This window comes from Pseudobutyrivibrio xylanivorans DSM 14809 (assembly GCF_900141825.1).
GTDB lineage: Bacteria > Bacillota > Clostridia > Lachnospirales > Lachnospiraceae > Pseudobutyrivibrio > Pseudobutyrivibrio xylanivorans.
Genome location: NZ_FQYQ01000001.1, coordinates 334,800 through 360,004 on the forward strand (window position 1 = coordinate 334,800; position 25,205 = coordinate 360,004).

Below are 25,205 nucleotides of genomic sequence, written 5' to 3' on the forward strand. Positions count from 1 at the left end.
AAATATTCTCCAAAGTTATTTGTTGAGGTTGCTTCCATATTCCGTTTGCTAAGTAGAACTTAAAAAGAGATATTTGTTTGTAAGGGCACCGTGGCACATTCAACGTCCTGTTTCAAGTGACCACTGCTGCCGCCGTCCTAGCGGCAGCTGCCCTTACAATTCAAATATCTCTTTAAGTTCTACTAAGCTCACTCCAAATATCCAGCAACCTTCAACAAAAATTTTGGAGAATAATTCATAAAATATATTTCATGTCTGTGTTAAGCACACATTCTTAATAGAAGTGCAAAGAATGGAAAGAACACCCACCAATAAAGAAAGCGACACGCAGCTTATAGAAAATCAACATTTTGTGATTGGGCAGGAGAATGGGCAGGGCACGGTAACATGGTGGGCTATTTCTATATGTTTTATGAGCAAAATAATAGCGGCACCAATATTAAAGGAACCGCATATAGCATATTATTCAAACAAAATTGTATATTGTATACAACAAACTGTGGTTAGTATGATATAATGAACGCGATTATAAACTAACTAAGATTAGAGGAGTCAATATATTGAATTTAAGTACGTTAGAAATAGGCAAGACTGCCACGGTAAGGTCGGTTGGTGGAAGCGGTGCACTGCGTCAGCATTTTCTGGATATGGGTATTATTCCTGGTTCAGATGTGTCCATGATAAAGTATGCTCCTATGGGAGATCCAATCGAGCTTCGTATATCCGGATATGAGCTTACCATCAGACTGGCAGATGCTAAGCAAATAGAAATTGAGAATATAAGAAATACAGCTGAGGTGGAGAAGAATCAAAAGAAGCATGAAAAAAGTATTCCCCATCCAGCACTTGGTGAAGAGACGCTCACTCATGATTATGAGGTAGAGCACAAGGCAAAGGAAGTTAATACTGGCAAGCTTACTTTTGCACTTGTGGGAAATCAGAACTGTGGAAAGACTACACTTTTCAATCAGCTTACTGGTGCAAATCAGCATGTTGGTAATTTCCCTGGTGTCACAGTAGATAGAAAGAGTGGCTCAATAAAGGGCTATCCAAATACTGAGGTGGTGGATCTTCCTGGTATTTATTCTATGAGCCCATATACCAGCGAGGAGGTAGTATCTCGTCGTTTCGTATTAGAGGAAAAGCCATCGGCTATTATCAATATAGTTGATGCTACAAATATTGAGAGAAATCTGTATCTTACCATGCAGCTTTTAGAGCTGGAGATTCCTACAATTCTCGCCCTTAATATGATGGATGAGATGGCAGGAAATGGTGGCTCAGTGCTTATTAATGAGCTGGAGGATTTACTGCAGATTCCTGTTGTTCCAATTTCTGCATCTAAGAATGAAGGTATAGCGGAGCTTGTTTCCCATGCTATTCATATTGCAAAGTATAATGAGAAGCCAGGGCGTAATGATTTCTGTGGCAAGGAAGATCACAATGGTGCAGTTCATAGAGCTATCCATGGTGTTATGAGCTTGATTGAGGATCATGCAGAAAAGGCTGATATTCCTATTAGATTTGCTGCAACAAAGCTTCTAGAGGGAGATTCACTTGTTACAAAGGCTCTTGGTCTAGATGATAATGAGGCTGATACCTTAGAGAAGATTATCCTTCAGATGGAAAAGGAGAGAGGTCTTGATAGAGCAGCTGCCATGGCGGATATGCGATTTACTTTTATAAATCGTATATGCGAAGAGACAGTTATCAAGCCTAAGGAGAGTAAGGAGCATATCAGAAGTAGAAATCTTGATAAGTTCTTCACTGGTAAGTGGACAGCTATTCCAGCGTTTATCGGAATTATGGCTCTTGTGTTTTATCTTACCTTTAACGTGGTAGGCGCATTCCTACAGGGAGTGCTTGAAACGATTATAGGTGCAATTACCGATTCCGTAGACAATGTGCTTACAGCAGCCAATGTTGCGGCACCTATCCATTCCTTGATTATAGATGCTATTTTTACAGGTGTTGGTTCGGTGCTTAGCTTTGTGCCAATCATTGTTGTTTTATATTTCTTCCTTTCTATGCTTGAAGACAGCGGATATATGGCACGTGTAGCTTTTGTTATGGATAAGCTTCTTAGAAGAATTGGTCTTTCTGGTCGAAGTATCGTTCCGATGCTAATTGGTTTTGGATGTTCAGTGCCAGCCATTATGTCTACACGTACATTGCCATCTGACAGAGATAGAAAGATGACACAGCTTCTTATTCCATTTATGAGCTGTAGTGCAAAGATGCCGATTTACGCATTCTTTGCAGCTGCATTCTTCCCAGATAAGGCGGCCCTTGTTATGGTAGTGCTTTATGTGATTGGAATAGTGGTGGCTGTAGTGGTAGCGCTATGTACGAAGAATACTATGTTTAAGGGTGAGGCAGTTCCTTTTGTAATGGAGCTTCCAAACTACAGATTACCTGGTCTTAAGAATGTATTGATGCTTATGTGGGATAAGGCTAAAGACTTTATCCAAAGAGCTTTCACAGTAATTTTCCTAGGAACAATTGCAGTGTGGTTCCTGCAGAACTTTAACTTTTACTTCCATATGGTGGAATCATCAGAAGAAAGTATTTTAGCAGCTTTGGCCGGAGTTCTTGCTCCTATATTTATTCCACTTGGCTTTGGAAACTGGAAGATGGTAACATCACTTATTTCAGGCTTCCTTGCAAAGGAAAGCGTAGTTTCAATGATTACTGTACTTTATGGTGGAGCAGAAGGTTTACAGGCAGAGCTTACTCCTCTTACAGTTTTTGTGTTCCTGATTTTCTGCTTGCTTTACACACCTTGTGTTGCTGCAATAGCTGCAGAAAAGAGAGAAGCTGGACGCAGAGCTGCTCTTAAGATGGTTATCTTCCAGTGCGCAGTAGCATGGCTCATAGCATTTATAGTTAGAGCAATAGGTCTTGCACTTGGATTTAATTAATTGAAAAGAAGAATATGTCAAACGCATAACATATTTGTTTTCATATAGCAATAAGGGATTTTGTTGGTATTTTCAACAAAATCCTTTTTTCGTTTTATAGCGGTATTCACAAATCGTTCACGAAAACCTTTAAGATATATGTCAACCGGTTGACATACCACAACACACAGTGCTATCATCCAATCATCAAAACAAACAGACCTTTTGAAGGAGGGGTAATTTAAAATGAAGAAAAAGTTAGTTTCATTAGTTATGGTAGCAGCTATGGGATTGTCTATGGTTGCATGTGGTTCAGCTTCAGGCTCAGGCGATGGGGCAGCAAAGGGTGATGGCGTTTCTATCACAATCTTAAACTCTAAGACAGAGATTCAGACTCAGTTCGAAGAGATGGCAGAAGAGTACGAGGCAAACACAGGTGTACACGTTGAGGTCTACAATGCTGATACAGATACAACAGTTGCTTCACAGGTAGCAACAAGATATGCATCAAACGACCCATACACACTTACAATGGTAGATGCAAAGGATATTTACTCACTTGCTGATGATTATGCTTATGATCTTTCAAATGAAGATTGGGCTAGCCACACAACACTCGGTATCACAGTAAACAATAAGCTTGCTGGTTTCCCAGTTTGTGTAGAGGCAAGAGGTATTCTTTACAACGCAGATGCAATTAAGAAGGTAACAGGTAAGGATTTTGATCCTTCATCAGTAGCAACACTTGATGACTTCCAGAAGCTTCTTGATGAGCTTGTAGCTGGTGGAATGGAAGCTCCAGTTGGTATTCTTTCAGAGTACTGGTCACTTGGTGCTCACTGGTTCCCAATGATTTATGAGGAGCAGGCTGATCCAGACGCATATGTAAATGGTCTTCTTGCAGGTTCTGAGGACCTTGCTGGAAACGAGAAGTTCAACTCTATCATGGATACATTTGAGACACTTGTTAAGTACAACTACGCTAAGGGTTCTGCTTCAAACGCTGACCGTGAAGAAACATCAATGAAGTTTGCTCAGGGCGACATTGCATTTATGTTTGGTGGTAACTGGGATTGGTCAGTAATCAACCAGTACGACTACACAGAGAACCTTGGTATGATGCCAGTTCCACAGAACACAACAGATGGCACAAACGCTAAGCTTGTTGGTGGCGGTTCTAAGTACATCTTCGTAGACAGCTCTGATGCTACAAGCGATGAGCAGAGACAGGCAGCTCTTGATTTCCTTAACTGGTTAGTAAGTGATGCTGAAGGAAATGCTTTCCTTACAGAAAAGTGCGCTTTAGTTCCTGCATTCGACAACATTGATGCTTCAGCACTTGATCCACTTTCACTTTCAGTAAAGGCATACGCTGACGCTGGAAACCTTGTACCAAACTACAACTACCTTCCAGATGATCACATGACAGTAGTAGGTCAGGAGATTATGCAGAAGTACCTCGATGAGGCAATTGATAGAGCAGAGGTTGCTAAGGAAGTAACAGAGTACTTCAAGACAGCAACACCAATTGCTCACTAAATGCAATTGTTTTCGCAAGGAAAACATTTGCTGTGAGCACCTATGCCGAAGGCATATTCAAATGGTGCGAACTACCTTGTTTACTTAAGGGCCTTGGATAAGAAAAACTGAGGCCCTATTTTTATGAAAGGTGATGTTTATGAAAACGAATACACTGGGTTATAAATTTAGGCAGTACTTACTTTTTGCAGGAATATCTACAGTGATTTTTGCAAGCGTGGTAATCATTCCTTTTATTTATGGTCTTTATCTTACATTTACAAGTTGGGATGGTGTTTCTAGAAATAAGCCATTCGTTGGCATTGATAATTATGTTAATGCATTAGGAGATTCAGGGTATTGGGTATCTCTTGGACGTACATTTATCTATTCAGCAATCGCTGTTATTTTGGTAAATGCAGTGGCCTTCATTATCGCTTACATGGTAACAAGCGGTATTAAGGGCCAGAATTTCTTTAGAGCAGGTTTCTTTGTTCCAAACCTTATCGGTGGTATCGTACTTGGTTATGTTTGGAAATTCGTATTTAATAAGGCATTAGTTTCACTTTCAGCTTCTATTGCAAGTGGAGATGCCAAGTCACTCCTTGCCACAGAAACAGGTACTATTGCAGCACTTATCATTGTTTCAGTTTGGCAGTATGCAGGCTATATGATGCTTATTTATGTAGCAGGCTTTATGAGTGTTTCAGAAGATGTTATTGAGGCGGCTAAAATTGATGGCTGTACGGGGACACAGTCAATCATTCATATATCAATTCCACTTATGACAGCATCATTTGTACAGTGTTTATTCCTTACAATCACAAGATGCTTCATGGTATACGATGTTAACCTTTCACTGACAAACGGTGATCCATACGGAAGCTCAGCACTTGCAGCTATGCACGTTTACAACCAGGCTTTCATCAACAAGAATTATGGTACAGGTCAGGCAGAGGCACTTATCCTCTTTGTAATCTGCGCTATTATCGGTGGAATTCAAGTATACGTTGGTAAGAAAGGGGAGGTGCAGGCATAATGGAAAACGAAAAAGCAGCACGCAATAAAAAAATTAGACACGCCATTATGATTATCGTACTTGCGATATTATTTGTAGCATTTATTTTCCCTTTCATAATGGTAATCATAAATGTATTTAAGGTTAAGGCAGATATCACTGCAAATCCACTTGCTCTTATAGGTAAGCACGGATTCACATTAGAGAATTTCCCTAATGCTATTAAGAAAATGAATTTCTGGAACTCATTTGGAAATTCGCTTTTTATAACAATTTTCTCAACAATCGGTACAATCATTCTTTCATCAATGACTGCATACCTTATTGTTAGAAATAATTGGAAAGCAAACAAGATTTTATTCGTAACAATGATTGCATCAATGGTAATTCCATTCCAGGTACTTATGGTTCCTCTTGTTTCTTTATACGGTGGAATATTTGGAATATTAAATCACAGAATTACACTTATTTTTATGCACATCGGTTTCTCACTTTCAATGGCAACATTTATGTTCCACGGAAGTATTCACTCAAATGTACCTATCTCACTTGAGGAGGCAGCAACAATTGATGGCTGTAACAAATGGCAGATTTTCTCACAAATCGTATTTCCGATATTAAAGCCAACAATTGCAACAGTAGCAATCATTGATGCAATGGCATTCTGGAATGACTACTTACTTCCATCTCTTGTACTTGGACGTAAAGAGCTTTACACAATTCCTATCGCAACAAAGGTATTCTACGGTACTTATTCAACAGATACAGGATTAATTATGGCTGCACTTCTTTTAGCAATGCTTCCAATCTTACTTCTGTATTTATTCCTTCAGAGATACATCGTTGAGGGTATTACAGCAGGTGCCGTTAAATAAGCAGATAGGATGGAACAATGGAGCAAACCATTTTTATGGTGCACCTTCCTATTAAAAAAAAATAAAGGATTGAAAAAATGAAAAAGCTAGAAAACAAATGTATGCTTATCACTTATGCAGATTCAATGGGTGATAACCTTTCAGATTTAACAACAGTAATGAACAAGCATTTTAAGGATGCAGTTGGTGGAATTCACATTCTTCCATTCTTCCCATCATCAGGAGACAGAGGTTTTGCTCCAATGGATTACCACGTAGTAGACCCAGCTTTTGGTGATTGGGATGATATTGAAAAGTTAGCAGAAGATTATTATCTTATGGCTGATTATATGATTAACCATATTTCAGCACAGAGTGAATACTATAAGGATTTCCTTGCAAAGAAGGATGATTCTAAGTACAAAGATCTTTTTATCCGTTACAAGGATTTCTGGGAGAACGGCGAACCAACAGAGGAAGAAGTAGATGCAATCTACAAGAGAAAGCCAAGAGCTCCATACGTAGATGCGAATTTCGCAGACGGCACTACTGAGAAGGTTTGGTGTACATTTGATGAGCAGCAGATTGATATCAACTGTAAGTCTCAGACTGCAAAGGATTTTATCAAGGATAATCTTGAGACACTTTGCAAGCATGGACTTGCTATGATCAGACTTGATGCTTTTGCATATGCTACAAAGAAGGCAGGTTCTTCTTGCTTCTTTATTGAGCCAGAAGTATGGGAGCTTATGGATGAGTCAGCTAAGATTGTTGAGCCTTACGGTGTAACACTTCTTCCAGAGATTCACGAGCACTATACAATGCAGCAGAAGATTGAAAGTCATGATTACTATGTATATGATTTTGCGCTTCCTATGCTTCTTATTAACGGCCTTTACTATGGACAGTCACAGTACTTAAAACACTGGCTTGAGATTTGTCCAAGAAAGCAGTTTACAACACTTGATACACACGATGGAATCGGGGTTGTAGATGTTAAGGATCTTCTTCCTGATGAGGAAATCGAGCGTACAAAGGAAGACATCTTTAAATTCGGCGCTAATGTTAAAAAGATTTACAACACAGCAGCATACAACAACCTTGATATTTATCAGGTTAACTGCAGCTACTATTCAGCACTTGGAGATGATGACGATGCTTATCTTCTCGCAAGAGCAGTTCAGTTCTTTGCACCAGGTATTCCACAGGTTTATTATGTTGGACTTCTTGCAGGAAAGAACGATCTTCAGCTTTTAGAGGAGACAAAGGTTGGTAGAAATATTAATCGTCACTACTACAAGCTTGATGAAATCGACCGCGAGGTTGAAAGACCAGTGGTTAAGAAATTACTTGAGCTTATGAAGTTTAGAAATGAGCATCCAGCTTTTGATGGAGAGTTCATCTTAGAGGATTGCAGCGATGAAGAGCTTGTTATTCTCAGACAAAAGGGAGATGCTTTTGCAAGACTTAAAGCTAACTTAAAAACTAAGAAGTTCACTATTGAACATTCGTAAAATAAAACGGCAATGCTCAGTGTGGTATTGCCGATTTTTATGGTAGAATGTGGACAGGGAGATTAGCTTTAATTGGAGGGAAAAATGGCAACATTAAAGGACGTGGCAGCAAAGTGCGGATTGACTGTCACTACAGTATCAAGAGTATTAAATAACAGAGGATACATTTCCGAAGAGACAAGAGCAAAGGTTTATGCGGCCATGGAAGAGCTCAACTATCAACCAAATGAGGTGGCAAGATCTTTATCCAAGAAGTCTACAAAAACCATAGGGGTTATAGTCCCACATATCAGACATCCTTACTTTTCGGAAATGATTAGTAATATTGAAAACGCAGCAAATAAACAAGGATATAAAATAATCCTTGCCAACTCAAAAGGGGCAAAACACAAGGAGAAGGAATACTTAGACATGTGCACAAGTAATAGAGTGGCAGGTGTTATATTATTTTCTTCCAGTGTACAGGTATCGGAATTTGCAGATAGCAAAATTCCGCTTGTCACCGTAGAGCGTTTTATAGAAAATGGAACTGCAGCCGTAGAGTGTGACAATGAACAGGGGGGAATGCTGGCAGCCCAGGCTCTTATTGATTCAGGATGTAAGAATGTTCTTATGATTTCAGGTGTTGTTAATAATTCAATGCCTGCGGATGATCGTGTAAAAGGTTTTGCAAAAGTTTGTGAAAAAAATGGTATTTCATATAAGGAAATAGTCACCAGTCAGGATCAGTACGAAAGCCTGGATTATCATTCACTTTTAGACAGTGCTTTAAAGCTTGATTCTGATATTGATGGCGTATTTGCCAGTTCGGATTTAATTGCCGCGCAGGTGCTTCAAGTTTGTGGTAAAATAGGTAGAAAAGTTCCTGAAGACATTAAGCTGGTGGGTTTTGATGATGTAATGATATCACGTCTTACTACACCACCTATATCCACTATACACCAGCCAATAAAAGAAATGGCGGAGATGGCAGTGGAGCTTGTTATTTCAGCAACTGAGGGAAAGGTTGTGCCAAAGCGCACACTCCTTCCAGTATCTTATATAGAAAGAGAGAGCACAATTTAATGGAAAGATTTGACGTAATAGCATTAGGAGAGATTTTAATTGACATGGCTCCAGGTGAGCAGAGTTCACAGGGTAATGATACATTTGAGGCTTGCCCAGGTGGAGCACCTTGTAATGTACTTTCATTATTAAACAAGAATGGATATAAGACTGCTTTTATTGGTAAGGTAGGAGAGGACATGTTTGGACGTCTTCTTACAAATACCATTGAGGAAATTGGAATAAACACAGAGGGTGTTGTTTTTGATAAGGAGGTTCGCACTACACTTGCTTTTGTCAAGAAGCTTCCTAACGGAGACAGAGATTTCAGCTTCTACAGAAATCCAGGTGCAGATATGATGTTAAATGCGTCTGAGGTTAAATATGACTTAATCGAGGACTCAAAGATTTTCCATTTCGGAACACTTTCAATGACATCAGAATGTGCAAAGGAAGCAACAAAGAAGGCTGTAGCTTTTGCAAAGGAAAAAGGACTTCTTGTTTCTTTTGATCCAAACCTTAGAGAGCCACTTTGGGCAGATTTAGAGGATGCCAAAGCTGCAATCAGATGGGGAATGGAAAATTGCGATATTCTCAAGATTTCAGATAACGAAGTAGAATTTATGACAGGCCTTTCAGATATGGAAGCAGGTTATAAGAAGATAAAGGAAATGTCATCAGCTAAGCAGGTGTTCGTTACACTTGGACCAGACGGAAGTATTGGAATGGCTGATGGTGAGCTTGTTAAAGTAGCTGGTGTTAAGATGGAATCAGTAGTAGACACCACTGGTGCCGGCGACACATTTATGGGCTGTGCACTCCATTACATATTAGGTCATGGAATAGAGCTTTCAGCAGACCAGATTAAAGAGTTACTTACAATTGCAAATGCAACAGCTGCAAAGGTAACTCAGGTTAAGGGTGCATTAAAGGTAATGCCTGAAATTTAATATTAAAGAAATAAGGAACCCTCCACTATTTGTGGAGGGTTCTTTTGTATTAGTATTCTTCTTGTAAAGTTTTCTGTAACACCAGAACCTCATTTTCGCCTCTGATCTTTCTTAATTTCCAGCTGTTCAGAACAAATCGTAGAACTTCATCGATAACAACAAGCCCGAAGATTTGTAAGATTCCCATATGAAATACCATTACCAGAATTGAGCTCATGGTTATAACAAAGAAGGTTCCAAAGAGCTGAGTCTTTAACATCCATGCTGGCTCGCCATAGCCTTTGATTCCGGAACCGAAAATAATATTTCCACTCTTTGGGAACAAATCTACACCTACTATTAAAAGATATAGTGGAGCTGCTGCAAGCACTGCTGCGTCTTTTGTAAATATTCCTAATATCTGATGAGGGAATAGGAGGAACATCACAAGGTTTAATATCGAAAATCCCCAGGCAAGATATGAGGAGCACATTACAACATCCCACACACCTTTTACATTCTTTCTGCCTGTTTCATATCCTGAAAGTGTAAGAGTGGCAGTACCAAATGAACCTGATACAACAACTGCTATCAGCTCTACGCTGAAAACAATGGAATGTATTCCAGCGGCTGCTACAGAAATCTTGTTGAGCATTGCTATAAGATATAAATGTCCAAGATTCCATGCGAACTCTTCACAGGCTGCTGGTGCACCGAACTTTATTGTTGCAGTGTATAGCGGAAGCTTTGCTTTTATTATCTGTGAATAGGTTGGTCTAATAGCAATGTCTTTTGCTGTCAACACATAGATAAGGACGATTAAATCACCCAGTAATTCAGCTAATGTTGTGGCAATGGCTGCACCCTTAACACCCATGGCAGGAAGTCCAAAGTGGCCAAAAATCAAAGTATAATCCAGTATTACATTTGCCAATGATCTGGAAACACCATACCAAACCATAATCTGAGTCTTCTGGCTTACCTGCAGCATACAGCTGATGGATGCACCGATTCCAGTGAGAATAAATATTAGAGCAAAGTAGTGAGCATAATCAATACTCATACTGATGATGCTCTCATCAACGCCCATAAGGTTGAAAGCCACCTGTGGTGTGAAAAACCAGAACAGGAAAAGAATAATTCCTATACCATTATTAAATTTAAATACTGAAGCCAGTGTTGCTGTTGCTTTATCAAGCTCATTTGCACCATATAACTGACTTACTAGGATTGTGGCACCTGTAGTTAGTGCAAAAATGATGCTCATTGTGGTCCACATTGGCGTGGAGGCATTTCCTACAGCACTCATGCTTTCGATTGAGAGGCTTCCAATGAATACTTTATCAATTAACATCTGAAGCTGCGATATCAGATTTGAAAGCATTATCGGGACAGCAATAGCAAATATTTTCTTAATATAGTCTTTCATAATCATAATCTCTTTCTTTGTACTTATATCAATTGTGACAGGACATAATTTATCAGCTTAATGGACTTTATAATTAATAATCACTGATTCGAAATAATTTTACACTGCTTTTGGTGTCATATATATAATCAGTGCATTTTTCAATAATAAATGATGATAGTGAAAAAAACATGTTTCAGTGTAAATTCGGGCTTAATAAGTGTAAGGCACAGGCTCCAGGAAATTTGGTGATAAATTTATCATGAAAATAAAAAATTAGCTGTGTGCTACGGGAGTTTTAGAGGAGAGAATGAAATGGAAGCAATCAATCAATTCCTGGTAATAATTTTTACACTTATTCAGATATACGTTGATTTTCTATTGTAATGAATTATCATGAAAATAGGTAGAATCTGAAGGGGGTACAAAATGCTAAGAATAGCAATTTGTGATGATGATAAATTAGATAGAGACAGACTTCATGAATACGTTGATCAGTATCTATATGAAAGAAGTGCTCAGGCTGAGGTCAGAGTATTTGATCATCCAGATACATTAATTCAGGAATGCGAAAGCTTCAGACCACAGGTATATCTTCTTGATATTGTTATGCCTATGGTTACAGGTATTCAGGCGGCCAGAGAATTAAGATGGAACCAGCCAGATGCGCAGATTATTTTTGCCACATCTGAAAGTTCTTATGCGTTGGAATCCTTCGATGTAAATCCAATTAACTATATTTTAAAGCCAGTTGATAAGGAAAAGCTTTTTTCAACCTTGGATTTGGCATTGTCGAGAGTGCAGGATGAGGACAAGAAGTCTATCACTATAAAAATAAAAGGTGGCCTTTGTACCTTAAGAATAGATGAAGTGATGTACATCGATTATCGTAATCACGTAGTAACATATCATATGGCAAATGGAGAAATTGTTTCCACTCCCACACTTAGAATCGGCTTTTCAGAATATATGGAGGAGAATCATTCCACACAGGATTTTGTCAGATGTCATGAATCCATCAGCGTTAATATCTCAGCAGTTGATAAACTTACAAAGACTGACATTACATTAAGGAATAAAGAGACTGTGCCAGTATCAAAAAGTAGATATAACGAAGTTGCAGACAGCTACATGAATTATAGATTTTAACGACTAAAGAGGAATTACTATGGGTGATAATAAAGCAAACGAATACGATGTACCGAAAAGAGAAGGAAGTGTGTGGCCAGAAGATATTTGTCCGGCGTATACACCACGTGAGGATGCCATACCATCAATCAAAGGCTGCTGGTACTGTAAATATGCAGATTTCCATCTAAAAGAGGAGCGGGCATTAGAGGTGGGAATATGTATGTGGCCAAAGAAGATTATCGAATAGGGGGAGATGACAAATGCATAATTTTCTTTTAGCTGCAATCATGGCCAGCGTATTCGCTATGTTTTTCGAGGGCTTCATCGTTTTTAGAAGCATGAAGAACAGGCTTCACGCATATCTGTTTATTAACTGTATTGTTATGCTTGTAAACAATATAGGTTATCTCCTGCAGCTATTATCCAAAACAGAAGATGAATATATAGCTGCCCTTAAATTTTCATATGCCGGCAGAATATGGATTATGTTTTCTCTTTTCATGTTCACGGTAGAATTTTGTCATATTAAAATTCCAAGATTTATTCCAAGCGTAATAATTATAATTAATGTTGTTGTTTATGGATTCGTATTTACGTTACAGAACCATACTTTCTATTATTCAAAGATGTGGTTCGATAAAGACGGACTTTTTCCAGTCCTGTTGCACAGAAGCGGCATAGTTCACCAGTCATTTATGCAGTTTCAGGCTGCTATTATGCTTATTAGCTTCTTCTGGATGTTTAGAAGCTTAAGAAGCTATAAAGGTAAAATTGCAAAAAGAAGAGCAACTATTATCATTGCTGGCTTTCTTACAGAGGCTGTTCTTTTTGTGTGTGAGATTGCACATTTATTCTTCTTCACTTATTTCTTTGATATTTCCATTATTGGCAATGTGGCTGTTACCATTTCCATGTTCATAGCCATATTTAGATACAACCTTCTGGGGATTATTGATATGGCCCGAGAGTATATTGTGGATAGATTATCTGAGGGCGTTATTGCTGTGGATTGTGAGGAAAGGGTCCAGTACTACAATGAACATGCCAAAGAACTTTACCCGGAGATTGCAAGCAATCCGGAGAGTGTTGTGGAAAAATTAAAAGAGGCTATTGTAAAAGATGACACCATAACAATAGGTGACAGATATTTTTCACCGGAGGAAAAGGATCTTTTTGCAGAGGGGGAACCTATTGGAAAGCTATATGCTCTGGTGGATACCACAGTCTTAAAGCAGAGAGAGTATAGGCTGAAATCTGATGCTGCCATACTTGAAATGGCTGCCAATAGCATGAAGGAACGCCTTAGTGCTACAGAAGAGATTCTCAGTCAGGACAGAACTATGCGTCATGACAGGAGACATTTTGAGGCATTGATTTTATCTTTGATTCAGGATGGAAAAGTTGATGAGGCCAAAAAATTTCTTGAGGAACGACTGGCTCACGAGCCTCGCGCCAGCGTGCGATACTGTGAGAATGCCACTATCAATGCTGCTATCATGCACTATGTCACAGTGGCCCAAAGAAATAATATTGATGTAAAGGTGGCTGCCAATATTCCTTATAATCCCGGGGTGGATGAAATGCAGCTTGCTATTGCCATAAGCAATCTTCTGGAAAATGCAATTCATGCCTGCGAAAAGCTTCCAGAGGCAGAGCGTTTTATTGAGGTAAATGCCAAATTCAAGGAACAGCTTTTGTTTGAGCTTGTAAATGCCTGTGATGGTAAGGTGGAGCTTGATGAGGATGGCTACCCTGTCACTACAGAGGTGGGACATGGCATAGGAACACGAAGCGTTCTTGATTTTGTTCAAAAGACTAACAGTGAGATTCGATATATTGCAGAAGATGATAAGTTTAAAGTAAGGATGATTATTGGTTAGGGGAATTTTGGGGGATTTTAAAGGCTATAGGCTGAGGAGATATATAGATGAAAAAAGGAGCATGTTTTCTTTTATCTATGATAATGTGTCCGCTGGTTTTTACAGGATGTGGTTTTGGAACTGGCAGTGGGGTTACGACTGTGACTTTCCAAACCTGGAACCCGGCAGATACGGGACCTGATAGTCCGATTTATAAAATCATAGAGGAGTTTGAAAAAGAAAACCCGGATATAAAAATTAAATACAATTTTGTTGGTGCAGGAGATTATCAGGAGCATCTTCGTGTAAATCTTATGACTGGAGATGGCCCAGATGTATTTGGTGTTAGCACCGGATCGTATTTTGATACATCAAGAGAGTTTGAGGAAGAGCTGGCACCATATTGCAAGAAGGCATGGGGCACAGACTGGAAGAGCAAGTTTTATAGCTCCTGTATCGAGGATGTAAGTGACGAGAATGGTAATATTTACGGATTGCCACTGGGCCAGACATACGCAGGCTATATGTGGGCAGATGTAAATATGCTAAAAGAGTATGGCTGTGAAGTGCCTTCCAGCTATAAAGAAATGCAAATGACCTGCCAAAGGCTTCGTGAAAATGGTCAGTATCCTTTGGGCATGGGAGCAAAAGATTCATGGCTAAATATTGATATGTGGATGTCCATAGCGGCTGACTGCGACAGGGATGCTTTGTATGATGCGATAGATGGAAACGCATCTTTTGAATCGGCTCCTATTATAAAATCCTTTGAAATATGGCAGGATTGCTTTAGCAATGGAGTTTTTCAGGATAAAGCTATCAAAATGACTCTTTACGATACAGTAAATGAGAAATTTCAGCGTGAGGGCAGTATACCTATGTTTGCCAACGGTTCATGGGCAATGAATATGTATACCATGAATGATGAGAAGACACAGGATAATTTTAATGGCTCAGGGGCAGACCACGACATCTTCCTTATTGATTGGAATGACGATGGAAAAGTGGCTCCGGTCACAGCATCTGCTGATGTAATTCTTTGTTTGAATCCTGAATCTGAGAATAAGGATGCGGCATTTCGCTGGATGGATTACTTAGTCAATGAGGGGCAGGAGCTTCTTGTAAATCAGTACCTTGAGTACATGCCATCCAGAACAGATCTGGAGCTTAATGTGCAGGGATTAAGTGCGGATGGAAGAGAAAATCTTGATTACATCCTTGAAAACGCAAATACGAATGTGGCAGGCTCCAGAATAATCAGATACGAAGATTTGAAGCTGGCTGTTCGTGATGCACTTGAGGATTTGGCATATGGACGAATAACTCCAAAGGAGGCTGCCAGCAGAGTTCAGAAAGTATCACATAATACAATTAGATGACGAGGCAACAGACAGTTGCGTGATTAAAATTAGTCTTCATAATACAATCAACTTATGAGGAGGTATTAATCTATGAGTACACAGGAAGTTTTATTAGAGCTTAGAACAAAGAATGGTCTTTCCCAGGATGAGCTGGCTGAAAAGGTTTTTGTCACAAGACAGGCTGTATCACGCTGGGAAAATGGAGATACTGTTCCTAATACAGAGACACTGAAGCTTTTATCAAATCTTTATAATGTATCAATCAATACATTGCTTGGTTCGCCAAACAAGCTAATCTGCCAGTGCTGCGGCATGCCACTTGAGGATGAGATTATTGGTCGCAATAAAGATGGAAGCCTGAATGAGGAATATTGCAAGTGGTGCTACGCTGATGGCACCTACACCTATAGCGATATGGATGATTTGATTGATATATGTGTTCAGCATATGGTTGGTGAAAATTTCACTGAGGAGCAGGCTCGCTCTTATCTTAAGATTGAGCTGCCTAAGCTGAATTACTGGAAGAAATACGATGAGCTTAGTGATGGTGGTCAGTTTGAGGAATTTAAAAAGCAACTGATTGATGAGATAAATGCTCTTGGCATAGAGGGCATGCCAAAGCTGGAAAAGCTGAACGCTTTGGTTGGTAGTTATGTGAATTTAGAGTATAAGCTGCCTAGCGGAATGAAAGTGAAGTATCTTGATGATGCAACCACATACCTTGGAAATCAGCTGGAGTCAGAAATTGTTCCGGGGCTCTGCTTTGGAATAGTTGCAAATATGGATTTCATCCTTGTTTGCACCTACGAGGCAGAGGGCGCTAATCCGGAATTGCTGGTGTATAAAAAGAGATAGCTGTTGATATTAAATGAGAGTAAAGCAGATTCTAATAATGGATTAGGATCTGCTTTTATTATGGGATTTTCAATGGGTGGAGAAAATGGTCGTATATTGAAAAAATAATGGCAGTATTTTCAATATATTGAGGTATGTGATTTATATTGAAAATTTTTTGCTGTTTTTTTCAATGGGAGAAGATTTTGAAAGTATATTGAAAAAATATGCCCTTATATTTTCAATGGGGAAGAGATTTGCTTCTATATTGAAAATAATAGGATTTTATTTTCAATGGGAATAAGATTAGCTCTAATATTGAAAAAGATAAGATATATTTTTCAATATAGATTTAGATTATTTTTCTGTTGAAAATTTCAGTGTAAAAACAGACTAAAAGCGTGAATGCTTAGGTCTGTTTTTTTCTATGTGATAAAAATGTAGTAGGTCAGGCAGGACCTACATGAATCCTTCTCAGCAGGAGGATTAAATCATGTACGATATTAATTTTTTTGAAATCGCTAAGAGGCGAGAAGAGTATTATCAATTTTCTGAGTGGGCAAGAAGTGAAAATCTTGAAAGAATCGTTCCACAGAAAGATTTGTGGGAGATGGAGCTGGACTTGGAAAACAAAATTGGAATTTTAGAAAAAATCGTAAGGAGGTTTAAATATGGTATTAGGAATAATAGGAGAGAATTGCAGTGGGAAGTCAACACTGGCGAAGGAAATAAATCAGCGATTAAATGCTAAGGTATATACAGGTAGTGATTATTTGAGACTAGCGAAAAATGAAGCAGAGGCAAGAAAAATGTTCATTAAAATGCTGAGTGAAAATGAGAGTGAAAATAACATTATCTATGTTGTTACAGAGCCAGAGCAGCTTGATATTTTACCAGATAACGCAGTCAGGATTCTTGTTAAAACAGACATAGAAACAATAAAAGAAAGATTCAGAGAAAGGATGCATGGGACCCTGCCTAGGCCTGTGGAGATGATGCTTGAGAGAAAGCATGGAATGTTTGATAACGAGAAGGTTGAGTTTGTTTTCGATGGAGTATCTGGTGATACAGATAGCTTATGTGATGCACTTGAAGCTATGTAGCATTATCTGGAGGAATAAGTAATGAGAGAATTTATAGATTTTAGTGTAAGTGCTCTTCCATGGATAGCAATCGGATTATTTATTGTAATGTCGTGTATACAAGCTAAAGCCATGGCTGATGGTAAGGAACTAGGCAGAGCCTTCAGCTGTGCTGCCTGGTTTCCTGCAATGGTATTCTTTATTCTTGAAATTTCAGAAATGCAAGATGGAGATACATCTAGTGGTACAACTTGGTTGATTTTGGGTATAATCAATATTATTCTTAATTATGTGGACAGAGAGAAAGATGAAACGTGAAATCTTTCACTCTTAGGAGGACAAAATGACACATAAAGGAGACAGTGATGTTTGTTTGGATTTGTTTAATAATATTGGTTGAGGTTCTTACATTTGGGTTTACAAATAAAAAACTGAAAGCTGCAGGTAAAAGAGGCATTAGAATTTTGGCAAATATAGGATTTATTCTTATTTTATTGGTTACACTGCGCTGTGCCCTCTTTCCACCTGTAGGGGAAATGCCTACCAATGGGCAGTATGAAATAACATCTAATGAATATTGGCTTGAGGAAGACAGGGTAGATCCTTATTTGGAAAGTGGAGACAAGAGAGTCCTTTGGGTAAGAGAATGGAAGCCAGTGGACTGTGATGAGGAGAAACCTGTAGTAATTGCTTCCCATGGTTCTTGTGGCTCTATTGATAATAACAGGTCGATGTACAGAGAGCTGGCAAGTAACGGATATACGGTATTGGCTGTAGCTCACTACGGTCAGTCGGCATCTTTTGTATTTGAAGATGGCAAAAGCACAGGCCCAAGTATGATTTTTATAAAGCAGATGACATCACTAGATCCTGAAAATAATCCAGAGGAAGCATTTGAGGTTTACAAGGAATGGATGGATATTCGTACCACTGACCTGAATACTGTCATGGATGATTACAACAACAAAAATGGTAAAACTGAATTTGTTGCTATGGGGCATTCCCTTGGCGGAAGTGCAGCCTATGCTATGGCAAGAATCAGAAGTGACGTGATAGGTGTTGTAGCTCTTGAGTCACCATTCATGTATGACATTGAAGGTGTTGAAAACGGTAAATACGTATTTAATCAGGAAGATTATAATGTGCCACTTTTAAACATCTACTCAGACTCAGTCTACCCACATCTTTTTGAGGCTGATTTTTCCGAATATGCCAATAATAAATTATTTTTAGAGCGTTCGAACGAACAGTACACAACTATCCATTACGAGGGTGTGGGACACATGGGACTTTGCGACTTATCACGACAGTCACCAATCTTAGCAGCTATGTTTAGTGGTGGCTTCCAGAAAGTAAATGCCAGAATACAGCTGGATACTCTAAATAAAGATTGCCTGGAATGGATAGAAAACATTAGATAATAAAATTTTGTGGAGAAGTAAACAAATGAAAACAATTGGACTTATAGGTGGAATGAGTTGGGAAAGCACAATCCCATATTACAAGATAATCAATGAGTATGTTGGAAATGAGCTTGGTGGCTTACATAATGCCAGAATCATTCTTTTCAGTGTAGAGTTTAGTGAGCTTGAGAATTACATGTCAGCAGGTGAATGGGATAAGATTGAAAAGATTCTTTCAGATGCAGCAGTAAAGCTTCAGGCTGCTGGTGCTGAAGTCATTCTTATTTGCACTAACACTATGCATAAGATGTTTTCAAGCATAAAAGAGAAAGTTAATGTTCCAATGATTCACATAGCTGATGCCACAGGAGATCAGTTGGAGAAAGATGGCTTCAAAAAGGTGGCTCTCCTTGGAACAAAATATACAATGACAGAAGACTTCTATAAATCCAGATTAATAGATAGAGGTTTTGAAGTGCTGATTCCAAATGAGGAAGACATCGAAACTGTAAATGATGTTATTTTTGATGAGCTTTGCTGTGGAATCATAAATGAAAAATCTAGAGATGCTTATTCTTTAATAATTGAAAAATTAAAGGCACAGGGAGCAGAAGCAGTCATTCTTGGATGTACAGAAATTGGAGGTCTCATCAGACAGGAAGATTCTGTCCTTCCAATCTTTGATACCACTGTAATTCATGCTGAGAGTGCTGCAAGATTTGCTGTGTCCTAGACTTGAAATAAGAGGGAAATAAAAAATGAATTACAAAATTATTGATAAAGAAAAATATTACAGACATGGTGTCTTTCGACATTTCATGGAGGACTGTAAGTGCTCAACATCAATTACTGCAAAGATTGATGTGACTGAGCTTGTAAATTATTCAAAGCATACAGATACTAGATTCTACATTAATTTCTTGTATCTGTTATCAAAGGTTTTAAACTCTAGAGACGATTATAAAATGGGATTTTTATGGGAAAGTGGAGACTTGATTTGCTATGAAACAGTGAATCCTATTCAGTACATTTTTCATGAGGATACAGAGACCTGTACACCGGTTTATACCACCTACTATGAAAACTATGAGACATTCTACGTAAATGCGATAAAAGATGTTGAAAACGCAAAGGAAACAAGAGAGTATCAATTAGATATGATGAATCATCCAAATTGGTTTGATGCATCATACATTTCATGGCTTTCATATGATGCTTTACATGTTGAACTTTCAGATGGATATCCGCACTTTGCACCTATTATTAATTGGGGCAAGTACAGCCAGCAGGATGGAAGATTTATGATGCCACTGACAGTTAGGTTGAATCATGCTATTGCAGACGGTTATTTAGTTTCATTGGTATATAGACTTTTGGAGAAGGAAATAGCTTCTTTTTGCAGAGGTAATAAGGAATGAGAATAGAGACAGATAAAAACATAGGATATGTGCAGTTGGTTCCAATTGGAGAAGATAAATTGGAGATTGGTTACCATGTTGCAAAACCATTTACCAGAAATGGATATGCTACTACCTACCAGAAGCATATTGGGATAGGTAGTAGGAAAAATTGGATTTTTTACTATCTGAAAAGCTTTTCTTCATGAAGGTGGTAATTTTTGACTTATATATTACTACTTGTATTGATTTTTCATTTTTAGGTAGTAAAAAGTTACTACCTGTATTCATTCCTCGTAGATAGGTAGTAAAAAATCTAAAAAAATGTACTACCTAATTCAATTAGTAGGTCACAGGTAGTAATTACAAAGGGGTTTGCCTAAAAAGAGGTCTAACTAAAGACTAAATATCGGAATTAAACTCTACTCTGAGTAGGTAGCCTTATCAGATCCGCTGATTTATCCTTTAATCAGAGGAGGTAAAAAGATAATGAACCAATATGTTACAGGAGCAGTTATTAAGGAACTGCGAGAAAAAAATAAGATTACCCAGAGTCAGTTAGCAGAAACTTTGGGAGTCAGTGATAAGGCTATTTCAAAGTGGGAGACTGGAAAAGGTTATCCTGACATAACATTGCTTGAACCCATAGCAGAAGTATTTCGTATTTCCGTTACAGAGCTTATTTCAGGAAGTACAGTCAGTAATGTGAATGTATCCGCAAATATGCTTAAGTCATTATTTTATGTATGTCCGGTTTGTGGAAATGTGATTCATAGCATGGGACAATCTGTTATCACCTGCCATGGAGTAACACTTCAACCGGAGGATGCAGATAAGCCTGATGAAAATCATAAGATTTCAGTTGAGCGAGTTGAAGATGAATACTTTGTTCACATCGAGCATGAAATGACAAAGAATCATTACATTTCATTTATTGCAGCAGTATCTTCAGATGGAATCCAGATGATTAAGCTTTATCCAGAAGGTAATCCTGAGGTTAGATTTAAGATAGCTGGGGTTAAAAAGATAATATTCTACTGTAACAAGGACGGGCTATTCCAGAAAGATTTGATTTCGTCCCCCAAAAACAGGGAATAGATACTATTTCAATGTAACATAAAACAATTTTAGCAAGGAGCGGAGTTATGATTGTGATAGTTAATACTACAGATAACAAAGAAATATCAGCGCTGATACAGACTGATTTAGAAGAGAAAAAAGTGGAGTATAAGATTTTTGAGGCTGACACTATGAACATTAGCCCTTGTTTGGGTTGCAACTATTGTTGGCTTAAAACTCCAGGAAATTGCATGATTAATGATGATTATGAGCAGATTGTAAAGTTGTTGGCAAAGGGAGGTCAAATGTGGGTAATATCTGATACAGCACTGGGATTTATTAATCATAAGGGAAAAAATATTTATGACAGATTGATGCCAATAGTTACCATGAATCTTGAGTTCAGAGATAAGTTGATGCGCCATATTATGAGATATGATACAAGACCGGATGTAGGTGTTATTTTCCAAGGGGAAGCAGATAAGGAGTTCCTGGATACCTGGAATAAAAAGGTAGCATCAAATATGAATAGTGAGCCACTTGGCGTATATGAGGTTAATGAAATTAGGGAGGCAATAGCATGCATGCAGTAATTATAAATGGCAGTCCTAGAATTCAAAAGAATAGCAATACTGATAAGATATTACAAAAATTCACAGCAGGTTTCTGTAAAGCAGGAAATACATTTGAATTGTATTCATTATCCGATAGAAATATTTGGGATGATGCAAGATTAGCTTTTGATAATAATGATAACATTATTTTTGCATTACCTTTATTTGTAGAGTGTGTACCTGGCTTGATGTTGGAGTTTTTAGAAACATTATCTTCTAAGAATTCAGATACAAAATTATCTTTTATACTTCAAAGCGGTTTCGCAGAAGGAGCTCAGCTTAGAGTAGGAGAAAAATATTTGGAGATTCTTACAGAAAAACTGAACTGTACATACGGAGGAACCCTCACAAAGGGAAACAATTTTGGTATCCGTGTATTTGAGGGAGCTGAAAGAGATAGAATCACAGAGCCATACAAAGAAATGGGTGAGTTATTTGCTGAAGAAGGTGATTTCTTCGACGAGAAATTCAAGACCTTTACCGGACCTGAAATGTATCCACTACCACTTCGATTATTCATAGACCTCTTGTTTAAAACAAGTGCTAAAAAGGCATATCAGAAAATAGCACAACAGTGGGGCTGTGATAAACCATTGGAATATCAGCCTTATGCATAAAAATATTACATTTTCAGCAGTAGTGTTTAATGCTATCATTGGGGTATATGTTTTGCTAGAAAAATTTGATGAAGATAGGAGAATTTTTATAGGTATGCGAGTAAATGATAGCTGTGCAAAGTGTATGTATGACCGACAATGTGCTAAAACTGACAATAAGGAGTATCTTTCTGAGATAAAAAAGCTCCTTGATAATAGACCAGAGGATATAACTAGCGCTGAGCTCAATATGGAGTTTAATAGACTTCATGAGAAATATATTGGAGAGCTGCCAGATTTTAAAGATGAAAAGAAGCAGTTTAATGATTTGGTTCTATCTATGGAATCGGATTTACGTAAAGAAATAGAGGCAAGTGAAGATCCTCTTGCAACATCTATTATTATGGCAAGAATCGGGAATTATATCGATTTTCCTGTACTTGATAATGTGGATCCTGATGAGTTCCTGCAGCTGTTTGATAATACGCAAATACGAAATGATGAAATAGATGTCTATCATTCATTTTGTAAGCAATGTGCCGAGGCAAAGAGCTTTTTACTTCTCACAGATAATTGCGGTGAGATAGTATTGGATAAGCTGATGTTGGAGCAGCTGAAAAAACGATTCCCCAATATGGAATTAACTGTAATGGTTAGAGGCGAAGATGTTTCAAATGATGCTACCATGGAAGATGCCACTTATGTTGGTATAGATAAGGTTGCAAAGGTAATTACGAATGGAAGAAAAATGGCAGGAACAGTGTATGAACTTGTTTCTGATGAGGCAAGGGAAGCAATTGATAATGCAGATGTAATATTATCAAAGGGGCAGGCTAACTTTGAGTCATTTTCGGGTGATGGCCGTCATGCCTTCTATACATTTTTATGTAAGTGCCAGTTATTTATAAATAGATTTCAAGTGCCTAAATTTACAGGAATGCTTGTGGAAGAATAAAACAAACATAGGAGAATAAAATGCAAGAATTAGTATTACACAGAGTGTATAAGCACTTTAAAGGTGATTATTATTTAGTGGAAGATGTTGCCCGCGATTCTGAAACACAGGAAGAAATGGTTGTATATCGCAAGCTTTATGATGATGGCTCTCTATGGGTCAGACCTAAGGAGATGTTTCTATCTGAAGTAGATCACGAAAAGTATCCTGAAGTGAAACAGAAGTATAGATTTGAACTTCAGGAAATTGCAAGCAAAAAGCATTAGGCAAATTTATATCATTCATATATAAATGATAAAAAAGGTTTCTAATCCGACAGTTTGAGTTTTTTATTGATATCATACCAAAGTCGGTTATTGGTTTATAGAGTATGAAAAAGAGCTTGATTAAGACTGTAGCTTTTTCAGGTATTCCTTATTAACATACATCTTTTCATCAGCAGATTTGAAGACAGGTGCAACACTACCTTCATTGTCATAGCGGGACATACCACAGGCTATAACAATGCCGCCTTTCTTTACTGCTTCCAGATTGGATTCGGTGAAATAATTTAATAATTCATCAATGTGCTCATAGTCCTCCCCTTGGGAGATGGCAATGAATTCATCACCGCCAATGCGGAAAACAGGACTATGTTTAAATTTGGTGCATATAATTTTACATGCTTCACAAATATAATTATCTCCAGCCTGATGGCCTAATGTGTCATTTATGGTTTTAAGATTATTGACATCGAATATCGTAATTGCGAATTGAACCCATCCTTTTTCAGAAATTGATTTATTTAGCTTGCTTTCAAATTCAACATAGGCAGCCTTATTTCTAATTCCAGTCAGAGCATCTATGTTGGCTCTGTTCTGTGCATTTTCAAGTTTTCTGTTATATTCTTCCTTAATTGTCATTGCGTCGGTAATATCCTGACATAAACCAAGCAGGCAGATTCTTCCAGAAGCATCCATGAATTTAAGTTTTGTAGTCTGGAAGCGACGCATATTTCCCTCAGCATCAGGAACATCTTCGAAAAATATATAAGGCTTATCCATGGACATGGCTTTTTTATCATCATCTACAAAATGTTGAGCGGTATTTCTATCAAATATTTCAAAGTCGGTAAGTCCACATACATCTTCCGGTGTTTCTTTAACTGCATAGTCTGCAAAGGCCTGGTTGCAGGCAATGTATTTTCCCGTACTAACATCCTTTGAAAAAGTCATGGCAGGCATATTTGAAAGAAGTGATGAGACAGACTCCTGCAAATCCATAATCTTTTGAGTAACCTGATCTCCAGCTTCTGTATACCATACATGAACAAGATGTACGTCGTTACCCATATCAACACATTTCCCAATTGCATGCATAACTTTATAGTTAGCAGAGGAATCTGTTCCCGCTGTACGTGAACGGTAAATTATGTCATAGGTGCCACTATTCATCAATGAACGATATGCTTCAGAGTCAATTCTGGAAACATCTGCAGGGTCGATATTATGGTAGACATTTTTGCGCAAAGCATCATAGGCTTGAGATTGATTCTCAAACCCAAAGGTTTTGCAATATCCGTCAGAGAGTACCAAGACGACAACCTTATCTTCTATAAATTGATAAATTGCCAGTGCATGAGGTAATCTCTCATAAGCATTTTGGATTTCATCGCTGAATTTAAATATTTCCATATTACCCCCACATCATGAGTAATTTTACAACACAAAATTAAATTTTTTGTGAAGAT

At 38.1% G+C, this 25,205-nt stretch carries 26 protein-coding genes; 24 read left to right on the top strand and 2 right to left on the bottom strand.

Annotation, left to right across the window (positions count from 1 at the left end; all coding sequences use genetic code 11):
- The first annotated feature begins 560 nt into the window (after nt 1-560).
- From feoB to BUA88_RS01540, 7 genes are all read left to right on the top strand, one after another.
- A complete protein-coding gene (gene feoB / locus BUA88_RS01510; protein ID WP_072911469.1) occupies nt 561-2,921 on the top strand; it encodes a ferrous iron transport protein B in 2,361 nt (786 codons plus the stop codon).
- A gap of 225 nt (nt 2,922-3,146) precedes the next feature.
- Nucleotides 3,147-4,439 carry an ABC transporter substrate-binding protein gene (locus BUA88_RS01515; RefSeq protein ID WP_072911472.1) on the top strand — a complete coding sequence of 431 codons (1,293 nt, stop codon included), beginning with the start codon at nt 3,147-3,149 and terminating at the stop codon, nt 4,437-4,439.
- A 139-nt stretch (nt 4,440-4,578) separates the two neighbouring features.
- Nucleotides 4,579-5,457: a carbohydrate ABC transporter permease gene (locus BUA88_RS01520; protein WP_072911475.1), complete on the top strand. Its 879-nt coding sequence runs from the start codon at nt 4,579-4,581 to the stop codon at nt 5,455-5,457.
- Entirely contained in the window at nt 5,457-6,311 is an 855-nt protein-coding gene (locus BUA88_RS01525) for a carbohydrate ABC transporter permease (RefSeq protein ID WP_072911478.1), read from the top strand. Before BUA88_RS01520 ends, BUA88_RS01525 begins: the two co-directional genes overlap by 1 nt.
- Nucleotides 6,312-6,388: 77 nt before the next feature.
- Complete coding sequence (gene gtfA / locus BUA88_RS01530; RefSeq protein ID WP_072911482.1) at nt 6,389-7,804, top strand: sucrose phosphorylase; 1,416 nt, start codon at nt 6,389-6,391, stop codon at nt 7,802-7,804.
- A gap of 84 nt (nt 7,805-7,888) precedes the next feature.
- On the top strand, nt 7,889-8,869 hold the full coding sequence (locus BUA88_RS01535) for a LacI family DNA-binding transcriptional regulator (RefSeq protein WP_072911487.1): 981 nt from the start codon (nt 7,889-7,891) through the stop codon (nt 8,867-8,869).
- Entirely contained in the window at nt 8,869-9,798 is a 930-nt protein-coding gene (locus BUA88_RS01540) for a carbohydrate kinase family protein (protein ID WP_072911491.1), read from the top strand. The genes BUA88_RS01535 and BUA88_RS01540 overlap by 1 nt, the downstream gene beginning before the upstream one ends.
- Nucleotides 9,799-9,847: 49 nt before the next feature.
- Here the strand turns inward: BUA88_RS01540 and BUA88_RS01545 are convergent, their stop codons facing one another.
- Complete coding sequence (locus BUA88_RS01545; RefSeq protein WP_072911495.1) at nt 9,848-11,206, bottom strand: MATE family efflux transporter; 1,359 nt, start codon at nt 11,204-11,206, stop codon at nt 9,848-9,850.
- A gap of 408 nt (nt 11,207-11,614) precedes the next feature.
- Between BUA88_RS01545 and BUA88_RS01550 the strand changes: the two genes are divergently transcribed.
- The 17 genes from BUA88_RS01550 (at nt 11,615) to BUA88_RS01630 (ending at nt 23,742) form a co-directional block, all read left to right on the top strand.
- Nucleotides 11,615-12,334: a LytR/AlgR family response regulator transcription factor gene (locus BUA88_RS01550; RefSeq protein ID WP_072911499.1), complete on the top strand. Its 720-nt coding sequence runs from the start codon at nt 11,615-11,617 to the stop codon at nt 12,332-12,334.
- A gap of 19 nt (nt 12,335-12,353) precedes the next feature.
- Nucleotides 12,354-12,563 carry a hypothetical protein gene (locus BUA88_RS01555; RefSeq protein ID WP_072911504.1) on the top strand — a complete coding sequence of 70 codons (210 nt, stop codon included), beginning with the start codon at nt 12,354-12,356 and terminating at the stop codon, nt 12,561-12,563.
- A gap of 13 nt (nt 12,564-12,576) precedes the next feature.
- Nucleotides 12,577-14,196: an ATP-binding protein gene (locus tag BUA88_RS01560; RefSeq protein ID WP_072911508.1), complete on the top strand. Its 1,620-nt coding sequence runs from the start codon at nt 12,577-12,579 to the stop codon at nt 14,194-14,196.
- Nucleotides 14,197-14,243: 47 nt separating this feature from the next.
- Nucleotides 14,244-15,554, top strand: a complete 1,311-nt coding sequence (locus BUA88_RS01565; RefSeq protein WP_072911513.1) for an ABC transporter substrate-binding protein — start codon at nt 14,244-14,246, stop codon at nt 15,552-15,554.
- 72 nt (nt 15,555-15,626) lie between these two features.
- Nucleotides 15,627-16,391, top strand: coding sequence for a zinc ribbon domain-containing protein (locus BUA88_RS01570; RefSeq protein WP_072911518.1), 765 nt, complete (start codon nt 15,627-15,629; stop codon nt 16,389-16,391).
- 472 nt (nt 16,392-16,863) lie between these two features.
- Nucleotides 16,864-17,121, top strand: a complete 258-nt coding sequence (locus BUA88_RS01575) for a hypothetical protein (protein WP_072911524.1) — start codon at nt 16,864-16,866, stop codon at nt 17,119-17,121.
- Nucleotides 17,042-17,473 (top strand): P-loop NTPase family protein, encoded by a 432-nt coding sequence (locus BUA88_RS01580; RefSeq protein ID WP_143151381.1) that lies wholly within the window; start codon nt 17,042-17,044, stop codon nt 17,471-17,473. Before BUA88_RS01575 ends, BUA88_RS01580 begins: the two co-directional genes overlap by 80 nt.
- 21 nt (nt 17,474-17,494) lie before the next feature.
- Nucleotides 17,495-17,770, top strand: a complete 276-nt coding sequence (locus BUA88_RS01585; RefSeq protein ID WP_072911533.1) for a hypothetical protein — start codon at nt 17,495-17,497, stop codon at nt 17,768-17,770.
- A gap of 47 nt (nt 17,771-17,817) precedes the next feature.
- Nucleotides 17,818-18,873 carry an alpha/beta hydrolase gene (locus BUA88_RS01590; protein WP_072911536.1) on the top strand — a complete coding sequence of 352 codons (1,056 nt, stop codon included), beginning with the start codon at nt 17,818-17,820 and terminating at the stop codon, nt 18,871-18,873.
- A 25-nt stretch (nt 18,874-18,898) separates the two neighbouring features.
- Nucleotides 18,899-19,588 carry an aspartate/glutamate racemase family protein gene (locus tag BUA88_RS01595; protein WP_072911541.1) on the top strand — a complete coding sequence of 230 codons (690 nt, stop codon included), beginning with the start codon at nt 18,899-18,901 and terminating at the stop codon, nt 19,586-19,588.
- A 25-nt stretch (nt 19,589-19,613) separates the two neighbouring features.
- On the top strand, nt 19,614-20,273 hold the full coding sequence (locus BUA88_RS01600; protein ID WP_072911546.1) for a CatA-like O-acetyltransferase, family 3: 660 nt from the start codon (nt 19,614-19,616) through the stop codon (nt 20,271-20,273).
- Nucleotides 20,270-20,461, top strand: coding sequence for a GNAT family N-acetyltransferase (locus tag BUA88_RS16435; protein WP_072911552.1), 192 nt, complete (start codon nt 20,270-20,272; stop codon nt 20,459-20,461). The genes BUA88_RS01600 and BUA88_RS16435 overlap by 4 nt, the downstream gene beginning before the upstream one ends.
- Nucleotides 20,462-20,741: 280 nt before the next feature.
- Nucleotides 20,742-21,350, top strand: a complete 609-nt coding sequence (locus BUA88_RS01610) for a helix-turn-helix domain-containing protein (protein ID WP_072911559.1) — start codon at nt 20,742-20,744, stop codon at nt 21,348-21,350.
- A gap of 47 nt (nt 21,351-21,397) precedes the next feature.
- Nucleotides 21,398-21,904, top strand: coding sequence for a flavodoxin family protein (locus tag BUA88_RS01615; RefSeq protein WP_072911564.1), 507 nt, complete (start codon nt 21,398-21,400; stop codon nt 21,902-21,904).
- On the top strand, nt 21,892-22,542 hold the full coding sequence (locus BUA88_RS01620) for a flavodoxin family protein (protein ID WP_072911569.1): 651 nt from the start codon (nt 21,892-21,894) through the stop codon (nt 22,540-22,542). The genes BUA88_RS01615 and BUA88_RS01620 overlap by 13 nt, the downstream gene beginning before the upstream one ends.
- Complete coding sequence (locus tag BUA88_RS01625) at nt 22,535-23,476, top strand: damage-control phosphatase ARMT1 family protein (RefSeq protein ID WP_083572340.1); 942 nt, start codon at nt 22,535-22,537, stop codon at nt 23,474-23,476. The genes BUA88_RS01620 and BUA88_RS01625 overlap by 8 nt, the downstream gene beginning before the upstream one ends.
- Before the next feature lie 20 nt (nt 23,477-23,496).
- Complete coding sequence (locus BUA88_RS01630) at nt 23,497-23,742, top strand: DUF1653 domain-containing protein (protein WP_028246520.1); 246 nt, start codon at nt 23,497-23,499, stop codon at nt 23,740-23,742.
- 120 nt (nt 23,743-23,862) lie between these two features.
- Here the strand turns inward: BUA88_RS01630 and BUA88_RS01635 are convergent, their stop codons facing one another.
- A complete protein-coding gene (locus BUA88_RS01635; protein WP_072911574.1) occupies nt 23,863-25,149 on the bottom strand; it encodes a GGDEF domain-containing protein in 1,287 nt (428 codons plus the stop codon).
- Between the last annotated feature and the right edge of the window lie 56 nt (nt 25,150-25,205).